Below are 16,225 nucleotides of genomic sequence, written 5' to 3' on the forward strand. Positions count from 1 at the left end.
TTCTGCTGATAAATTTGCTGAAATCAACGCGAGTTCTTTAAAAAGGCTTCGTCCGCCGCACGCATCGAATCAGCAATACGGTCACACCATGAGTCAAATTCCAAATCGGGAGTCTGAGTTTCGGGATGAGCAAGCATAAATTGCACGGCTTGCCGCAAACCGTCCGCCATTGATATATTACAGACAAAATCCGGCACAAGTCTCTTTATCTTCGAATTGTCAAAGACAACAGTAGAGGCTTTGTCTCCTAAGAGTTCGCCTTTGAAATCGTAGTTTTCTCCATGCCTGGCAAGGAAATCGGAAGGGACATGTAATGCGTCCAAAGGTTTTCCCAATGTATCGGCAATCGTTTGGTAAATTTGGTTCCAGGTCATACTTTCATCGGTAGTGATATGAAAGGCATTTCCTATGGCATGGGGATTTGCCATCAAGCCTACATATCCTTTGGCAAAGTCCTTGGAGTGTGTCAATGTCCACAGTGATGTCCCGTCACCGGGGATAATCACAGGTTTCCCGTCGAGGATACGTTTCAAAATCTGCCAGTTGCCTTTGCTTCCATGCACGCAGACAGGCGGTTTCGTGCCGTTATAAGTGTGGCTGGGACGGACAATAGTCACCGGAAAACCATCCGACCGATAAGCGGACATCAGTACTTCTTCCGCTTCTATCTTATTTCGTGAATATTGCCAATAGGAATTCGATAAAGGAGTACTTTCCGTTATGCAGTAATCAACCAATGGTTTCTGATAAGCAGAAGCGCTGCTGATAAAGATATATTGCTTTGTCTTATTCCGAAACAGACGGATATCACGTTGGACGTCTTCTGCCGTATAGCCTATGAACTGGGCAACTACATCGTAATTTTCATTTGCAATGGCTTTTGCCACGGTTTCTTCGTCATTTATATCTGCAATGATACTGCGGGTTCCTTCCGGCACCTTTTTCGAGCCACGATTGAGAAGGGTAATTTCCCACCCTCTCTGTTGCGCCAACGCAACGACGTCGGTACTAATCGTACCCGTCCCACCAATGAATAATGCTTTCATAAAAGTTGGTATTTAAATTCTTGGAACAAAGATATTAATTCTGCCATTCACTCCAAAGGTTGTATATAAATTACTGATTCTTGTACCTATATTACTGATTTGCAAATGTGATGTAGGGAAGATATTCCGAAATGTCTTATCTTTGCCTACAGATAAAACTGTAAGCCGTATGGATGAAATTAACAGAATTGAAACTATTGACCAGTACGACCAACTGTTCGGGCTGGAGACTTTGCACCCTTTGGTCAATGTGATTGACTTTTCAAAAGCAACAAAGACAGTGGAATACTATCACATGAATATCGGATTCTACTCTCTGTTTCTGAAAGACGCAAAATGCGGGGACCTAAAATACGGTCGCAAATATTATGATTATCAGGAAGGGACGGTGGTTTGTATGGCTCCGGGGCAAGTAATCGGAATAGATAACCGTAAGCAGGCACCCGTACGTACCCAATCTATCGGCGTCTTGTTTCATCCCGACTTAATCCGGGGTACTTCTCTGGGACAGAATATCAAGAATTATTCTTTCTTTTCCTATGAGGTAAGTGAAGCCTTGCATTTGTCCGACCAGGAAAAGGAAATCGTAACGGACTGCATACATAAGATACAAATCGAACTAGAACATGCTATTGACAAACATAGCAAGCAGCTTATCGTGCGCAACATCGAACTGCTGCTCGATTACTGTATGCGTTTCTACGAACGGCAGTTTATCACCCGCAACCAGGCTAATAAAGATATTATCGTAAGGTTCGAACATTTGCTGGATGAATATTTCCAGGGACAGGCGGCAATGACCGAAGGGTTGCCTTCCGTAAAATACTTTGCGGACAAGGTATGTCTTTCTCCCAATTACTTTGGTGACCTGATAAAAAAGGAGACGGGTAAGACTGCACAGGAGTATATCCAATGCCGAATCATTGAACTTGCCAAAGAGCGGATATTAGAAGGTACGCAAACGGTCAGCCAGATAGCCTATGAACTGGGATTCCAGTATCCACAACATTTCAGCCGGCTATTTAAGAAACACGTCGGACATACTCCGAATGAATATAAGCAACTGAATTAAAACGTATATAATAGATACAGGAGAACATCAGCGTCATGGGAGATAAAATACTCAAGATAGGAACTGTGCATCAATGTAATTGTTGCCTGGGAAGCAAGACATTGCACCCGCTGGTCAGTGTCATTGACCTCTCAAAGGCGGACTTATCTCCTCATACGGACATTAAATTCGGATTTTATACGCTTCTATTGAGTGAATGCAAATGTGAAGCTTATGCATACGGGCATCAGTACTATGATTTCTCGGACGGAACCCTTGTGTGCCTGACTCCGGGAGCATCAATCAGCATGAAAGAGAATAACAAGAGGTTCCCTTCCAAGGGATGGATACTGGCGTTTCATCCCGACCTGATTTGCGGCACTCCCCTGGGGCTTAACATACACAATTATACCTTCTTCTCTTATCGCCCCGAAGAAGCGCTGCATATCTCGCAACGTGAAAAACAGATTATCCTGGAGTTTCTGGAGAAGATTAATCAGGAACTCCAACGCTGCATCGACCGGCATAGCAAGAAAATCATTTCAAAATACATTGAACTGTTGCTGGATTATTGCATCCGTTTCTATGAACGGCAGTTTATCACACGCAATGGAGCTAACAAGAAGATTATCAAAGATTTTAGTCTCCTGCTAGATACTCATATCAGTACGAAAGCAGTTCAGTCAACCGGTATGCTTTCCTCTGAATATTGCGCTAAATTTCTTCATTTATCACCTGCATATCTCAATGACCTGCTGATATATGAAACAGGGAAATCATTCAATGAGTATATCCAGTTCAAGCGTTTCGAAGTTGCAAAAGACTGGTTGCAGAATACCGATAAACCACTTAATCAAATTGCAGAGGAACTGGGATTCTCCAATTCACAATATTTCAGCCGTCTGTTCAAGAAAATCACAGGTTGTTCGCCCAATGAATTCAGAATACCTAATTGATGATGTTTGTCAAGTAGGGATTCCCATCCCCCAATAAAGTGTTATCAAATCATTACGAGACGAGAAAAAAGTCTTAATAAAATTTGAATTGAAATATCAAATTCTTAATCTATGTTATGAAACATACTTTTTTTCTTGGATTATTTGCAGATTTCGCAAAAGTGCGTACCTTTGCAATGTGTTTTTCATAGTATTAGATTTAAGGTTAACAAAGGTTGGAGCAAGGCGTTGCTCCTTTTTTTATGCCCAATAGTGAAAATTCCCCTAATTTTCAGTAACTTTGCAAAAGGAGAGAGATGCCTGTCAAACCTAATTTCTCTCGATAAGGAAAATCAAAAAGTTCTCTTTTTACGTTATATATAAAAAGATAATTTAATCTCCGTAGAATAATGGAAACAATGCAGAAATATTATAGATTAGTACAATCAGTTCTTTTCATGCTACTTCTTTCTTTTAGCATGATTTCGTGTGAGAAAGAAGAGCCGGTTTCCACAGCACCGAATACCAGGCAAACAGATACTCCGGGTGATGACGACCCGGCAGATTCCGGACTTAGCGAACCGATTATACGTCCGAACAATGAACAGACGGTATTTATGTATCTTCCCTGGTCTACTAATCTTACTGATAACTTCAAACAGAATATCATCGATTTGGAAAAGGTTGTTGCAACGAATGTACTGAAGAACGAACGGATTATCGTATTCATGTGTACCAAAGCAACAGAGGCGGCTCTCTTTGAACTTGTTTATGAGGACGGGAAAGCTGTACGGAAAACTTATAAATACTATGATTATCCGAGTCCTACATATACAACAGCGGAAGGCATTGCTTCTATTTTGGACGATGTTCAAGACTATACCCCTGCCAAACGATATGCAATGATTATCGGGTGTCATGGTTTGGGATGGATACCTGTATCGAATGTCAAAGCCCGCAGCAGTTTCAGTATCGGAAAGAGACATTGGGAATACGAGAATGTGCCTATGACACGTTTATTCGGTGGGTTAGCTCCCGAATATCAGACGGATTTAACCACGCTTGCCAAAGGAATATCCAACGTCGGTCTGAAAATGGAGTATATACTTTTTGACGACTGCTATATGTCGGGCGTGGAGGTGGCTCACGACCTCAAAGAGGTAACGGAGCATCTGATTGCGTCTACCAGTGAAGTTATGGCATACGGGATGCCTTATGCTGAAATCGGGCAGTATTTAATAGGAGAAGTCAATTACAAAGAAGTTTGCGACGGGTTCTATGCTTTTTATTCAAATTACAGCACTATGCCATGCGGAACGCTTGCCGTTACCGATTGTTCGGAAATGGATAATCTGGCAGCTATAATGAAAGAAATAAATAGCCGGTTTACGTTTGATACGTCACTAACCAGTTCACTGCAAAGATTAGACGGTTACTCTCCCGTCATATTCTTTGATTGCGGGGATTACGTCTCAAAGTTATGTTCCGACCAGGAGTTATTAGCTCAATTTAAGGAACAGTTGGAACGAACTGTTCCATTCAAAAGAAATACAGACTATTACTATTCAATGAGTAAAGGCAGAGTGAAAATAGAGACTTTCTCCGGTATCACTATTTCCGACCCGAGTATCAGCCCGGAAGCTGCCAAAAAGAATGAAACAGGCTGGTATACAGCCACTCATTAAAATAACAGAGAACTAGCAGAATAAAAGAATTTATGAGAAATATACTAATCATCGGTGCCAACGGATTCACCGGACGCCAGTTACTGAACGACTTATCCATTCACAAGCAATATAACGTGACCGGATGCTCTCTGCACCCGGATATTCTCCCAACTTCGGAGAATACAAAAAGCTATCATTTCATTGAAACTGATATACGGGATGAAGTGGCTGTTAAAGACCTTTTCAAAAAGGTATGTCCCGAAGTTGTTGTCAACTGTTCCGCTTTATCTGTCCCCGATTATTGCGAAACACACCATGAAGAGGCTTATCTTACTAATGTTACGGCAGTAGAGCAACTGGCACGCCTATGCGAAGAATATAAGAGCCGCTTCATCCATCTGTCTACCGATTTCGTCTTCGACGGCAAGATAGATGAGAATACAGGGCAATTATATACGGAAGAAGATGCTCCTGCTCCCGTGAACTATTATGGATTTACCAAGTGGAAAGGGGAAGAAAAGGTTGCTGAAATTTGCAGCAACTATGCCATTGCCCGTGTAGAAATTGTATATGGGAAGGCACTACCGGGACAGCATGGAAATATCGTCCAATTAGTGATGAACCGTTTGAAAGCCGGACAGGAGATTCGCGTTGTGTCTAATCAGTGGAGAACTCCGACTTACGTTGGAGATGTATCAAACGGAATACAACTCCTGATAGAAAATACAACCAACGGAATCTTTCATATTTGTGGCGACGAATGTCTGACTATCGCAGAGATTGCCTTCCAAGTAGCAGACCATATGAAGCTAGACCGCTCACTTATCCATCCCGCTACCACGGAAGAGATGCAGGAGTCTACTCCCCGCCCCCGTTTCAGTGGAATGAGTATCGGGAAAGCACAGACAATACTCGGATATAATCCACGAAAACTCAAAGAAGTGCTCATGGATTGGGAAAATATATAATACTTGGAAACACAGAATTTATACAATATGTTTTCTATTGAATCAACGTCGGACGTCGTTGGCTGCGAATACAAACTTTATATCGGCATAGGAGACCTCATCTCCTAATGCCGCCTTTATTCCCACCACTCCAAGATTCTCTTTCTTCTGCTGATAACGGCGAATTTTTTCTATCTTTTCCGCCGGCACTACTTGCTCCAGCTTTATCTTTCCCTCACGGACATAGTACTCCAGATGGGTAGCGATCGTCCCCGTCACCAAATCACGCGTTTTAGCTATTTCCTCTATGCTCATCCCCCGGCAGAACATTTCATAGCTCACCTGTTTCGTTTCTTTCTTAGGTTCTTTTTTTTCTTCCTTTTTCTTATGTTCCTTCGCTGAAATAAATATCTCCTTGATTTCCGGCCGTTCCAGTTGATTTTCTTTCATATACTTACGAACAATCCCCAAAATTTCAAGTCCATATTTCTCCACGCCTTTCGCTCCGAAATAAGGCACGGCTTCCAATGCTTGCGGAGTATCCGGCAATAGGTTCACAATTCCCATCAATGCCTTCTGCTGCATAATGACATACGCAGGCACATTGGCTTCACGCGTCTTTTCCATTCTCCATTCCGCCAAAGTACGATAAAGTTCCGGATGCATAATATCTGTAGGAACATCCACTTTCACCTTCCCGGAACGAGTGCTTGCCGCACGTTCTTTCCGTTCTTTTCTCTCTCTCGGAGCTTTGGAAGACGAAGCAGAAGTCGAAGAATCCCCTTCGAGGCTTAACATTACCTTCGCTTTCTGCTTCAGATAATCAGAAACGGTGAAACTTGACGTACATATGATACCCAATAAGGATTCCTTAATCCACAACGCATCATCCAGTGTTTGCAGACGTTCATTCAGTTGCTTCCTCAATTCCCTATTGTCAAGAGGCATATTAGTCTTATCGAACAAGGCACGAACCGGTTTCAACTCTCTACGAAAATATCCGGCACCGGAACGGATACGTTCCTGCAACTCCTGATTTCCGGCATAATCTTCGCTCTCGTTTATCAATCGGGTATATTGGTTACGGAAACGATGGGCAACTTCCACTATCCTTTCCTTGATGTGGGGTTCCAATGCCTTGTAGTCGGCAAGTTGCTTCGGAAAGAGTCTGTAAAGGTCTTCATCCATCATACGGAGCAGCCGTTTATAAGCCTGTTCGATAGCATAGAAGTTAAACAAATCGCTCAACAAATCAAAGAAATAAGCCTTCTGCATATCATTCAACTGCTTGCTTCCCGGCTTATTTTGCTCCACTCCCTTTGTGAAATTATCGACAATACTGTCACTAATGATGGCTTCCCGGCGCAAAGGAGATTCCAATACCATTCCTTCCAAAGTCTTGCAGCGGCTCAAAGCCACGTAAGTCTGCCCATGCGCAAAAGAATTACGCGCATCAATAATGGCACGCTCAAACGTCAATCCCTGGCTCTTATGAATCGTAATAGCCCAAGCCAGACGAATAGGATACTGGCGGAATACTCCCGCTATCTCCTCTGTAATTTCTTTCGTCTCCTCGTTCAATACGTATTTGTAATTCCCCCATTCTTCCTGCAGCAGTTGAAACTCATGTTCGCTATCCTTTCCACGTACAAACATCCCCGTTTCATTGACAGTTACCACTTCTCCAATCATACCGTTATAATACCGTTTTTCGGAAGAAACATCATTCTTGAGGAACATGATTTGCGCACCTTCCTTGACTGTGAGAACTTTATCCGCAGGATAGGAATATTCGGGAAATTCGTCTTTCACCTCAGCACGGAAACTGTAAGCCTTCCCAGGCAAAGATGCCAACTCACGGTCGTTGACCTGCTGTGCCTGATTATTATGTGTCGTCAGACGGATATATCCTTCTTCTTTGGAGGGCTGGAAACCTCGCTGATACCGCTTGTTCAACGCATTCAAGACTTCATCATCCGCCTTGTTCTCCCGTATCTTATTCAACAGAGAAAGAAAATAAGTATCGCTCTGACGATACACCTTTTCCAGTTCAATCGTCATATAGACAGTTTCCCTCAACGCATGGCTGGCAAAGAAATAGGGCGTTTCGTAATAACGCCGCAACAACTCCCACTCACTGTCTTTCACAACAGGCGCCAACTGCTGTAAATCTCCAATCATCAACAACTGTACCCCACCGAATGGTTTCTCACGGTCACGATAACGCCGCAAAGTCGCGTCCACCGCATCCAGCAAATCCGCACGTACCATACTGATTTCATCAATCACAAGCAAATCCATGCTCCGGATGATGTTACGTTTCTCCTTATTAAAACGGTAGTGCATCTGTGCCGAGTTAAGAGTTGTATCCGGCACGAACGGTGCAAAAGATAACTGGAAAAAAGAATGAATCGTCACTCCCCCAGCGTTAATAGCCGCTATACCCGTAGGAGCCAATACGACCATGCGTTTGGGGGTATGCTCTCTCAATCGTCTTAAAAATGTAGTTTTTCCTGTTCCGGCTTTTCCGGTAAGAAACAGGTGTGTGCCTGTATTTTCAATGAACTGCCAAGCTAGTTGCAGTTCAGGATTATTTTCCATGTTTCCTAAAATTTTCGGTAAAGTTACTGAATAGATTCCAACCACTGAAATCTAAATACAAAAAAACAAGCACGGACTACACGAATAGCACGGTTTCATCCTATTAGAACCGTAAATTCCGTGTAATCCGTGCCTGCAAAATCATAAAGGAGTTTTACCACTCTTTATAGCAAGCCGGAAATAGTATAAATTATTTCATCGAACCGCCTACTATATCCAGCAATTCATTCGTAATCGCTTGCTGACGGCTCTTATTATATTGCTTCGTCAAATCCTGGATCAACTCGTTTGCATTATCCGTAGCTACCTGCATAGCCAATGTACGTGCAGCATGCTCCGATGTATTCGAATCAACGGCTGCGGTAAACATTTTTTGGCTCAATACCGTTGGAATCAGATTGGCAATCAGTTCTTCGGCATTAGGTTCGATGATATAGTCGTTTGCTATTTCATGATCTTCCACTTCCTCTTTGTCCTTTTGTTCCTCTTCATCTATGACACGCGTCAGGTCAATAGGGAGATACATTTCACGAAGAAGAATCTGCAAGCCCATTGATTTGAAATGATGATAGATGATTTCTACACGATCCACCTCTCCGGACACATACATCGCCATCAGGCGATGCGCCAAATCGGAAGCCTCCCGATAAGTCGGTTTGTCGGAAAGTGTGGGAGCGGTTTCCTGCGGTTGGAATCCCATACGTTTCACGGCTTCATCGACCTTTTTTCCTATTGGGAAAATCAAGATATTATCTTGTCCCAAAGTACGATACTCACCAATCGTTTGCAATAACATTTTGATGACATTGGCATTGAAAGCACCACAAAGAGAGGTATTCGAAGAGAAAACGACAATTGCCACACGTTTCACTTCGCGTTCCTTCACATAAGGAGACTCGACTGGGAGGTCCGCACTCAGGAAGTTAGTTAGAATCTTGTTCAACTTCTTCTGATAAGGCAGCATATTCTCAATGGCTCCTTGTGCCTTGTGTAATTTGGCAGAAGCCACCATCTTCATTGCTGAAGTGATCTTTCGGGTACTTTTTACCGAATTTATTCTGGTTTTTACTTCTTTCAGTGAAGCCATGATTTTTAATGATTAGTGGTTAGTGATTAATGATTAGTGGTTAGTGTCAGTTAGTAATATTACGTTAATCACTCATCACTAACCACTAATCGTTATTATAAGTATTGTTTGGCGACCATAGCGGCAGTCTCTTCGATAGCCTTAGTCACGTTATCATCAATAACACCGGTTCTCAACACATCCAATACATCCTGTTGGTGGTTCAGTTGCAGAGATTCGACGAAGCTACGTTCAAAATCCTGCACTTTATCCAAGGGGACATCATGGAGAAGCCCATGCGTACCACAGTAAAGAATAGCAATCTGTTGCTCTACGGGCATCGGACTGTATTGAGGCTGAATCAATAGCCGGGCATTCTTACGCCCCTTGTCGATAGTCAGAGCTGTAATCGCATCCATATCACTGCTGAACTTGGAGAAGGCTTCCAGTTCACGATATTGCGCCTGGTCAATCTTCAATGTCCCAGCAACTTTTTTCATCGCCTTAATCTGAGCATTTCCACCTACACGGGATACGGAGATACCAACGTTGATGGCAGGACGGACCCCTTGGTTGAACAAATCCGTTTCAAGGAATATCTGTCCGTCGGTGATAGAAATCACGTTTGTAGGGATATAAGCCGAAACGTCGCCAGCCTGCGTCTCGATGATAGGAAGTGCGGTAAGAGAACCACCACCTTTGACGATGCCTTTCAGACTATCCGGCAGGTCGTTCATTTCGCGTGCCACCTCTTCCTGGCTGATAATCTTTGCCGCACGTTCCAACAGACGGGAGTGCAGATAGAAAATATCACCCGGGTAAGCTTCACGTCCCGACGGACGACGAAGAATCAGAGAAACCTCACGATAAGCTACCGCCTGCTTGGAAAGGTCATCATAGACAACCAATGCATGACGACCGGTATCGCGGAAATATTCGCCGATGGCAGCACCCGCAAACGGTGCATAATACTGTAATGCAGCCGGGTCACCCGCCGTAGCGGCTACTACAACCGTATAATCCAGTGCCCCGTACTCACGAAGCGTATTTACGATAGAAGCAACGGTAGAACCTTTCTGACCGATAGCCACATAAATACAATACACAGGGTCGCCTGCCAGAAAGTTACTGCGCTGATTGATAATTGTATCAATCGCAATAGCGGTCTTTCCCGTCTGGCGGTCACCGATAATCAACTCACGCTGTCCACGGCCGATAGGAATCATGGCATCAACAGCTTTCAATCCGGTCTGCAACGGCTGGTTAACAGGCTGACGGTAGATAACTCCCGGAGCTTTCCGTTCCAACGGCATATCGTACAAGTCACCTCCGACCAGACCTTTACCGTCCAGCGGTTCACCCAGCGGATCGATGACACGTCCCAGCATCCCCTCTCCCACACGGATAGAGGCGATACGATTGGTACGCTTCACGATGAATCCCTCTTTGATCCTGTCCGTCGGCCCCAGCAACACAGCACCCACGTTGTCCTCTTCGAGGTTCATCACGATTGCTTTGATACCATTGTCAAACTCCAGCAATTCATTCGCTTCGGCATTCCGCAAACCGTAGATACGGACTACGCCGTCGCTCACTTGGAGCACCGTACCGATCTCGTCAAGTTGCACATTGGCATTGATTCCTTCGAGCTGCTTGCGCAATATATCAGATACTTCGCTTACTCTTATATTTTCAGACATTATACAATTCTCCTATTCTTATCAATAAATTGTTGTTTCACTCGCTTCAACTGCGTGGCAACACTTGCATCCAGCCGGTAGTCATTAATATCGAAGATAAAGCCGCCTTCGATGGACGGGTCTACCACCGTTTCCAACTCCATTTGGGCATGCAGGATATGCGCGGCTGCGGAACGAATCCGGTTTTCCGTATCCTTATCGACCGGCACGGCCGTAATCAACTTGCCGGTTCCGATATGTTTCAGCTTCCGGTAAAGATCCAGATACATCAGACTGATAAATTGCAGATAGCCTTCACACCTGTTTTTCAATACCAAAGTGATGAAACGGACAAACTCCCTCGTTGACTTACCGTCACCATCGGCAGCAGTGCAGACCAATGCCAACTTCTCCCTGGTCGTGATGACAGGATTTTCAAGTGCTTCGCACAGACCGGGCAAGGCCCAGAAGCTGTGGGACAGGGTCAGGAACTCCTGATATATCCTGTCTTCAATACCTTTTTCCTGCGCGTATTCAATCATTGCTTTTGCATAACGCATTGAGAGTATTCCGACATCCATCTTCCTTAGTTCTTATTCGGGGTTAATACTTCATCCAGCATCCGGTCGATCATGCCCATCTGAGCATCTTTATCCGCAAGATTCTTGCGGAGCACCTTCTCGGCAATGTCGACCGAAAGAACAGCCACCTGGCGACGGATGTCGCGGATAGCTTCGTCCTTTTCAATCTGAATCTGTTGTTTCACCGCATCCAATTCTTTCTGTGCGGCTATCTCGGCTTGCTTACGGGCCTCGTGAACAATCTTGTCACGTTCTTCCATTGCTTCCCTCAAGATGCGTCCCTGTTCCTTGTTGGCGGCAGCCACCAACGCGTCGCCTTCTTCTTTCAGTTTAGACAACTGGGCATTGGCTTCCCTCGCCACCTCCAAAGACTGGTCGATATAGGTTTTACGGCCTTCCACCATCTTGATGATGACAGGAAAACCGTATTTTGCCAATACCACGAACACAATCCCGAATGAGAGGAACATCCAGAACAACAGGCCACTATCAGGTAATAGTAATGACATAGGCTTAGAGGAAGAATACCAATAAACAAACGACTACCGCCAACAATGCCACACCTTCAATCAAGGCGGCTGCAATAATCATATTCATACGAATGTCACCTGATGCTTCCGGCTGGCGTGCAATAGCTTCCATAGCCGAACCACCAATTTTACCAATACCCAAACCAGCTCCGATTACTGCAAGACCTGCACCGATAGCTGCACCTAATTTACTTACTCCTACTGCTGCTGCAGTGGCTTGTAACAATACTGATAGGATCATAATTTTCAGTTTTAAAATGGTTTATATTTTTTATTTTCTCTCTATTAAATTCTCTTTTATTTGTCTTCCGCCTTTACCTTGGCACCTTCCTGCGCCAGTCCGATAAACACCGCCGAAAGCATGGTGAAGACATAAGCCTGAATAAAAGCAACCAACAGTTCAAGCGCATTCATAAAGATGTTGAACAATACGGAAGCTACTGTCAGCGTGCCGTTCAGTGCGGGTCCCATGCTTGCCGAGATGAATATCAGGCAAGTGAGTACCAGCATCGCCATGTGTCCCGCCAACATATTGGCGAAAAGACGAATCATCAAGGCAAACGGTTTCGTAAAGATTCCGAAGAACTCGATAAACGGCATCATCGGCACAGGTACTTTCAACCACCAAGGTACATCCGGCCAAAAAATATCCTTCCAATAATGCTTCGTTCCGAAGATATTGACTGCCAGAAAAGTGCATATTGCAAGTACCATCGTGATAGCGATATTTCCCGTCACATTCGCACCACCGGGAAAAAATGGAATCAACCCCATCATATTATTGATGAAGATAAAGAAAAACGCTGTCAGCAGATATGGGGCAAACTTCCGGTAATTCGGTCCGACACAACTTTTGATGATATCATCGTTCACCATCATAATGAACATTTCCATGAATCCGACAAATCCACCCGGTGCCTTAGCTCCTTGCGGACGTTTCCTGTACCAGTGCGCCACACTCAGCACGATAACCAGCAGCAATATGCTGTTGAACAGCAAAGCGAATGTCACTTTCGTAATAGAAATATCCCAGGGACGAACCTGCTCGCCCGCCGCGTCATATTCTACCAGTTTACCTTCGTATTTACTTCCCTCAGGAGCGATGGAAAGTCCTTCATACGTACCGCCATTCTCTCCGAGACGGGAAGAAAGGAACATATGCCAACCTGTACTTCCACTATAAACTATGATAGGTAATGGTATGATAATGTGCGTTTTACCCCATGTCGTAATATGCCATTCGTATGAGTCGCCGATATGCCCGAACACGATTTCCTTCACGTCCACCGTATTCTCCTTCTCCTCTTGGGGAGTAATCACATCCTGCGTCTGTGAAGCCGCTTCCCCCTCCTGTTCCTGTGCAAGAACCGGCAGACCGACTGCCACCATCAGGCAGAACAGAATCAACGGAGCTACTATGTTATGCAACTGTTTCATTTTTCTTCTTATTTTTCTTCTTCAGTTTCCGGTTCACTTCAAAAGAGAAGAAGAACCAGGTTTCGAATACCAGATATACCAAATAGAACGAGATAAACGTCAGCAAAAATGCTTTGGCTTCTTCGCGTACAGCAATACAATAAATCAAGACCAGAATTATCGAAAGAATCATCTTTACCATCTTTATTGCCAAATACAACAGTAACAATTTTTGCGGGGCATGTAACCGGCACGCGTCGAACATATAAATACTAAACAAACCGAATAAATAGAAATAAACCGGAATGAACGGATATCCTCCAAAATAATGCCCCGGTAGGGCAAAGTGTAAAATAACCGCTCCAAGCGCCGCGCTTAAAATTGCAAACAAAGTATGCAAACCGATAAAGTTCCGTTTCGTTTTAGTAATGTTCACCATGTCACTGTGTCTTTCTTTAGGAAATGCAAGCAGAAACCGTCCCGTCACTCAATTCGACAAAACCACCCTGAATATCCATTGTATGCTCCTCGCCCTCCATCGTCGTGTAACTCAGCGTTCCCGTCTTCAATGACGAGACGATAGGCGCATGTCCCGGAAGAATGGAAAACGACCCGATCGTGCCCGGCAATGTGACAATCTTCACATCTCCGTCGAATATGCTCTTTTCAGGCGATACTATACTCAAATGCAGTTCTTTCATCACTCTACGTTTTTATTTCTTTGCCTGTTCCAGCAATTTCTTACCTTTCTCTATCGCTTCCTCAATTGTTCCGACATTCAGAAAAGCCTGTTCGGGAAGATAATCCACTTCGCCGTCCAGAATCATCTTGAATCCCTTAATCGTATCTTCGATAGTCACCATCACGCCCGGCACGCCTGTAAACTGTTCAGCTACGGCAAACGGCTGCGAAAGGAAACGCTGCACACGGCGAGCGCGGTTCACTACCGTCTTGTCTTCTTCCGAAAGTTCTTCCATACCGAGGATGGAGATAATATCCTGCAATTCCTTGTTGCGTTGCAGAATCTGCTTCACCCGCTGCGCTACATCATAATGTTCCTGACCTACGATGTGCGGGTCGAGGATACGGGAAGTCGAAGCCAAGGGGTCTACAGCCGGGTAGATACCAAGTTCCGTAATCTTACGGTCGAGCACGGTAGTGGCATCCAAATGGCTGAAGGTAGTTGCAGGAGCCGGATCCGTCAAGTCATCGGCAGGTACATATACTGCCTGTACAGAGGTGATAGAACCTTTACGGGTAGACGTGATACGTTCCTGCATCGCCCCCATTTCCGTAGCCAGTGTCGGTTGATAACCAACGGCGGAAGGCATACGTCCCAAAAGGGCGGATACTTCCGAACCTGCCTGCGTGAAACGGAAAATATTATCAATAAAGAACAGAATATCACGCTTCTCACCCTCACTTCCGGCATCACGGAAAGATTCCGCTACCGTCAGACCGGACAGCGCTACGGAAGCACGTGCACCCGGCGGTTCGTTCATCTGACCGAATATCAGCGATACCTGCGATTTCTCCAGTTCGTTATAATCAACTTTCGAAAGATCCCAATGCCCTTTCTCCATGCCTTCCTTGAATGCTTCACCGTAGCGGATAACGCCCGATTCAATCATTTCACGCAGCAGGTCGTTACCTTCACGGGTACGCTCACCTACTCCGGCAAATACGGAGAATCCGTTATGTTTCTTGGCGATATTATTGATAAGCTCCTGAATCAGTACAGTCTTTCCCACACCGGCACCACCGAACAAACCGATTTTACCACCTTTGGCATACGGTTCGAGCAGGTCAATCACTTTAATACCCGTGAAGAGTACTTCCTGCACAGTTGTCAAGTCTTCAAATTTAGGGGGATCACGGTGGATGGAATATGCACCTTTGCGGTCCAAGTCTTTCATACCGTCGATAGAATCACCGACTACGTTCATCAACCGGCCTTTAATCTGTTCGCCGATAGGCATTGTGATGGGGCCGCCTGTGGGATATACCTTCATACCGCGTTGAAGTCCGTCGGTGCTGTCCATTGCTACGGTACGTACCGTATTCTCACCGATATGTTGCTGTACTTCTACAACCAGTATTTTGCCGTTTGGCCTTTTTATCTCCAGTGCATCGTGAATGCTTGGCAGCACCATTTCTGCATCCGTACCTTCAAAGTACACATCGACCACCGGGCCGATAACCTGAGAGATATGTCCGATAATCTGTGACATAAGCAATCTTTTATTTATATTATTCTTTCACTATTCCTATTGAAATAACAGTATGGCAAGGAACGTTTCGCGTTTTACCTGTTTTACTATTATAATAAACAGTTAAGTTCAACTTTTGTTCATCTATTTTCTATTTCCAGCAAACTATCACCAGAACAAATAGTTAAACAAACAACTGCGCAAATGTAGAAACAAATTCGGGAGGTTGTTCTCCCTTTGTCTTTATTTGTCGTTCGATAACACTTATTAGCCCAATAAATACTACAAAAATACCAAAATCCGAATATTTCAGTTACCATTTTCAATAAAACAATATTCCACGATAATAAAATAACAATAAACTGAATAAACGATTAAAGTTTTCCACCTCTTCATTCAAAATCAGCAAATTAACAGAAAGAGAAAAATAGTAGCAAAGACAACCATTTTTGTGTTCGAGCACGAAGCAACCGTTTCCATACGGATTGATTAATGA

The 16,225-nt window shown here is 44.3% G+C and carries 15 protein-coding genes; 4 read left to right on the forward strand and 11 right to left on the reverse strand.

Going from position 1 to position 16,225, the window contains the following annotated elements; all coding sequences use genetic code 11:
• Positions 1–23: 23 nt before the first annotated feature.
• Positions 24–1,046 (reverse strand): SDR family oxidoreductase, encoded by a 1,023-nt coding sequence (locus ACGHVY_RS08380; protein WP_390598357.1) that lies wholly within the window; start codon positions 1,044–1,046, stop codon positions 24–26.
• A gap of 169 nt (positions 1,047–1,215) precedes the next feature.
• Here ACGHVY_RS08380 and ACGHVY_RS08385 point away from each other — a divergent pair, with 169 nt between their 5' ends.
• The 4 genes from ACGHVY_RS08385 to ACGHVY_RS08400 all read left to right on the forward strand — a co-directional run bounded on the left by ACGHVY_RS08385 (position 1,216) and on the right by ACGHVY_RS08400 (position 5,667).
• On the forward strand, positions 1,216–2,118 hold the full coding sequence (locus tag ACGHVY_RS08385; RefSeq protein ID WP_390598359.1) for a helix-turn-helix domain-containing protein: 903 nt from the start codon (positions 1,216–1,218) through the stop codon (positions 2,116–2,118).
• Positions 2,119–2,153: 35 nt separating this feature from the next.
• The gene (locus ACGHVY_RS08390; protein WP_390598361.1) at positions 2,154–3,053 is read left to right on the forward strand and encodes a helix-turn-helix domain-containing protein; all 900 of its coding nucleotides are present in this window, start codon (positions 2,154–2,156) and stop codon (positions 3,051–3,053) included.
• Between the two features lie 389 nt (positions 3,054–3,442).
• Positions 3,443–4,717, forward strand: coding sequence for a clostripain-related cysteine peptidase (locus ACGHVY_RS08395; protein ID WP_390598363.1), 1,275 nt, complete (start codon positions 3,443–3,445; stop codon positions 4,715–4,717).
• A gap of 32 nt (positions 4,718–4,749) precedes the next feature.
• The gene (locus ACGHVY_RS08400) at positions 4,750–5,667 is read left to right on the forward strand and encodes an SDR family oxidoreductase (protein ID WP_390598365.1); all 918 of its coding nucleotides are present in this window, start codon (positions 4,750–4,752) and stop codon (positions 5,665–5,667) included.
• A gap of 42 nt (positions 5,668–5,709) precedes the next feature.
• Here the strand turns inward: ACGHVY_RS08400 and ACGHVY_RS08405 are convergent, their stop codons facing one another.
• From ACGHVY_RS08405 to atpD, 10 genes are all read right to left on the reverse strand, one after another.
• Positions 5,710–8,247 carry a helix-turn-helix domain-containing protein gene (locus tag ACGHVY_RS08405; RefSeq protein ID WP_390598367.1) on the reverse strand — a complete coding sequence of 846 codons (2,538 nt, stop codon included), beginning with the start codon at positions 8,245–8,247 and terminating at the stop codon, positions 5,710–5,712.
• Between the two features lie 190 nt (positions 8,248–8,437).
• Positions 8,438–9,334 carry a F0F1 ATP synthase subunit gamma gene (locus ACGHVY_RS08410; protein ID WP_390598369.1) on the reverse strand — a complete coding sequence of 299 codons (897 nt, stop codon included), beginning with the start codon at positions 9,332–9,334 and terminating at the stop codon, positions 8,438–8,440.
• Positions 9,335–9,429: 95 nt separating this feature from the next.
• Positions 9,430–11,013, reverse strand: coding sequence for a F0F1 ATP synthase subunit alpha (gene atpA, locus ACGHVY_RS08415; protein ID WP_308746088.1), 1,584 nt, complete (start codon positions 11,011–11,013; stop codon positions 9,430–9,432).
• Entirely contained in the window at positions 11,013–11,573 is a 561-nt protein-coding gene (locus ACGHVY_RS08420) for a F0F1 ATP synthase subunit delta (RefSeq protein WP_390598371.1), read from the reverse strand. The genes atpA and ACGHVY_RS08420 overlap by 1 nt, the downstream gene beginning before the upstream one ends.
• 5 nt (positions 11,574–11,578) lie before the next feature.
• Positions 11,579–12,082 (reverse strand): F0F1 ATP synthase subunit B, encoded by a 504-nt coding sequence (gene atpF / locus ACGHVY_RS08425; protein ID WP_390598373.1) that lies wholly within the window; start codon positions 12,080–12,082, stop codon positions 11,579–11,581.
• 4 nt (positions 12,083–12,086) lie between these two features.
• Positions 12,087–12,344 (reverse strand): ATP synthase F0 subunit C, encoded by a 258-nt coding sequence (atpE, locus tag ACGHVY_RS08430; protein WP_024988623.1) that lies wholly within the window; start codon positions 12,342–12,344, stop codon positions 12,087–12,089.
• A 56-nt stretch (positions 12,345–12,400) separates the two neighbouring features.
• Positions 12,401–13,540 (reverse strand): F0F1 ATP synthase subunit A, encoded by a 1,140-nt coding sequence (gene atpB, locus ACGHVY_RS08435; protein WP_390598375.1) that lies wholly within the window; start codon positions 13,538–13,540, stop codon positions 12,401–12,403.
• On the reverse strand, positions 13,524–13,958 hold the full coding sequence (locus ACGHVY_RS08440) for a hypothetical protein (protein ID WP_308746092.1): 435 nt from the start codon (positions 13,956–13,958) through the stop codon (positions 13,524–13,526). The genes atpB and ACGHVY_RS08440 overlap by 17 nt, the downstream gene beginning before the upstream one ends.
• A gap of 16 nt (positions 13,959–13,974) precedes the next feature.
• A complete protein-coding gene (gene atpC / locus ACGHVY_RS08445) occupies positions 13,975–14,220 on the reverse strand; it encodes an ATP synthase F1 subunit epsilon (RefSeq protein ID WP_390598378.1) in 246 nt (81 codons plus the stop codon).
• A 12-nt stretch (positions 14,221–14,232) separates the two neighbouring features.
• Entirely contained in the window at positions 14,233–15,750 is a 1,518-nt protein-coding gene (atpD, locus tag ACGHVY_RS08450) for a F0F1 ATP synthase subunit beta (protein ID WP_308746094.1), read from the reverse strand.
• Between the last annotated feature and the right edge of the window lie 475 nt (positions 15,751–16,225).

This window comes from Bacteroides sp. f07, from assembly GCF_042854785.1.
Classification (GTDB): domain Bacteria; phylum Bacteroidota; class Bacteroidia; order Bacteroidales; family Bacteroidaceae; genus Bacteroides.

Bases quoted from the DNA above. Each gene is read 5' to 3' on its own strand.
- ACGHVY_RS08380 (WP_390598357.1), bottom strand. From the start codon at position 1,046: ATGAAAGCATTATTCATTGGTGGGACGGGTACGATTAGTACCGACGTC.
- ACGHVY_RS08385 (WP_390598359.1), top strand. From the start codon at position 1,216: ATGGATGAAATTAACAGAATTGAAACTATTGACCAGTACGACCAACTG.
- ACGHVY_RS08390 (WP_390598361.1), top strand. From the start codon at position 2,154: ATGGGAGATAAAATACTCAAGATAGGAACTGTGCATCAATGTAATTGT.
- ACGHVY_RS08395 (WP_390598363.1), top strand. From the start codon at position 3,443: ATGGAAACAATGCAGAAATATTATAGATTAGTACAATCAGTTCTTTTC.
- ACGHVY_RS08400 (WP_390598365.1), top strand. From the start codon at position 4,750: ATGAGAAATATACTAATCATCGGTGCCAACGGATTCACCGGACGCCAG.
- ACGHVY_RS08405 (WP_390598367.1), bottom strand. From the start codon at position 8,247: ATGGAAAATAATCCTGAACTGCAACTAGCTTGGCAGTTCATTGAAAAT.
- ACGHVY_RS08410 (WP_390598369.1), bottom strand. From the start codon at position 9,334: ATGGCTTCACTGAAAGAAGTAAAAACCAGAATAAATTCGGTAAAAAGT.
- atpA (WP_308746088.1), bottom strand. From the start codon at position 11,013: ATGTCTGAAAATATAAGAGTAAGCGAAGTATCTGATATATTGCGCAAG.
- ACGHVY_RS08420 (WP_390598371.1), bottom strand. From the start codon at position 11,573: ATGGATGTCGGAATACTCTCAATGCGTTATGCAAAAGCAATGATTGAA.
- atpF (WP_390598373.1), bottom strand. From the start codon at position 12,082: ATGTCATTACTATTACCTGATAGTGGCCTGTTGTTCTGGATGTTCCTC.
- atpE (WP_024988623.1), bottom strand. From the start codon at position 12,344: ATGATCCTATCAGTATTGTTACAAGCCACTGCAGCAGCAGTAGGAGTA.
- atpB (WP_390598375.1), bottom strand. From the start codon at position 13,540: ATGAAACAGTTGCATAACATAGTAGCTCCGTTGATTCTGTTCTGCCTG.
- ACGHVY_RS08440 (WP_308746092.1), bottom strand. From the start codon at position 13,958: ATGGTGAACATTACTAAAACGAAACGGAACTTTATCGGTTTGCATACT.
- atpC (WP_390598378.1), bottom strand. From the start codon at position 14,220: ATGAAAGAACTGCATTTGAGTATAGTATCGCCTGAAAAGAGCATATTC.
- atpD (WP_308746094.1), bottom strand. From the start codon at position 15,750: ATGTCACAGATTATCGGACATATCTCTCAGGTTATCGGCCCGGTGGTC.